1 protein-coding gene is annotated in these 1216 nt (G+C 39.6%); it reads left to right on the plus strand.

Annotated features, from left to right (window positions below; translation table 11 throughout):
* Positions 1 to 230 precede the first annotated feature (230 nt).
* On the plus strand, positions 231 to 1184 hold the full coding sequence (locus ASU03_RS21185) for an IS110 family transposase (RefSeq protein ID WP_057833251.1): 954 nt from the start codon (positions 231 to 233) through the stop codon (positions 1182 to 1184).
* Positions 1185 to 1216 lie beyond the last annotated feature (32 nt).

A 1216-nucleotide genomic window follows, 5' to 3' on the forward strand; every position in this document is an offset into this window, starting at 1 on the left:
CTTGTATGGATAATACATCCATCTTTATTATTCTTTTTAAACCAGTTTAGGTAAAGTGAGGCCCAAGCTTTAGCAGCAACTAAAGCCTTTTTATACGGTAGTTCGATTGATTGCAGGCTCCTCTATTGAGAGACCGATAACAAGATGGAACGCCGTATAAAACTCCAAGCACTAAACTCGGATAGTCAACTGGGCCTCGAGCCCGAATAGCAAGGCAGAGTCAGCTTATTATGAATAGCATAAATAATCAAAATCAAATTAACGTCGGTGTTGATACCGGTAAAACTCAACTCGACATTTACATACGCCCTCTAGGTATTTATTTCGTTGTTAGTAACGATGAAAGTGGCATTAAAGAAGCCATTACTGAAATCAAAAAACACAAGGTGACGCGTGTCGTCATTGAAGCCACTGGCCGATTAGAGCAGCCCTTTATCATGGCCTGTGCAAAAGCTAATATACCGTTTGTTATTGCCAATCCTGTCAACATCAAAAGGTTTGCAGGTGCCATTAATCAAAGAGCCAAAACAGATAAACTCGATGCACAACTAATTGCCCATTATGCAGAAGTTATCAAACCTAAGTTATCACAATTAAAGCCAGAGCAGATAAGGCTGATGAGTGATTTACTATCACGTAGACGTCAGCTTATGGAAATGCAAACAATGGAGAAAAACCGTCTACAAATAATGCCCAAAGAAATAACGTCATCTATTAAACCAATGCTTACGGTGATAAAAAATCAGTTAGAAAAAACAGATAATAAATTACATAAACTCATCGAAAGCTGTGAAGAATATAAAACTAAAAATGACATTATTCAGAGCGTACCTGGTGTTGGAAAAGTGGTGGCCTTTAACTTGATTAGTGAGATGCCAGAGCTCGGCTATATCAACAATAAAGAGGCTGCATCATTAGTCGGTGTCGCTCCTTTTAATCGGGACAGCGGCTCCTATAAAGGCAAACGAATGATACGCGGTGGACGTTCTCAAATTAGAACAGCCATGTACATGGCAATGATGTCCGCAATCCAATGTAACCCAACATTTAAGGCGATGTATCAGCGGCTAGTCGCCGCTGGAAAACCAAAGAAAGTAGCGATAATCGCGTGTATTAGAAAGCTAGTTATCACGCTCAATTCGATGGTGAGAGATGGTGTCTACTGGGATCCTAAAATGAATTAAATATTAGGGTTTGACACCATAGTCACTTGTTA

This window comes from Colwellia sp. TT2012, from assembly GCF_001440345.1.
Lineage (GTDB): Bacteria > Pseudomonadota > Gammaproteobacteria > Enterobacterales > Alteromonadaceae > Colwellia.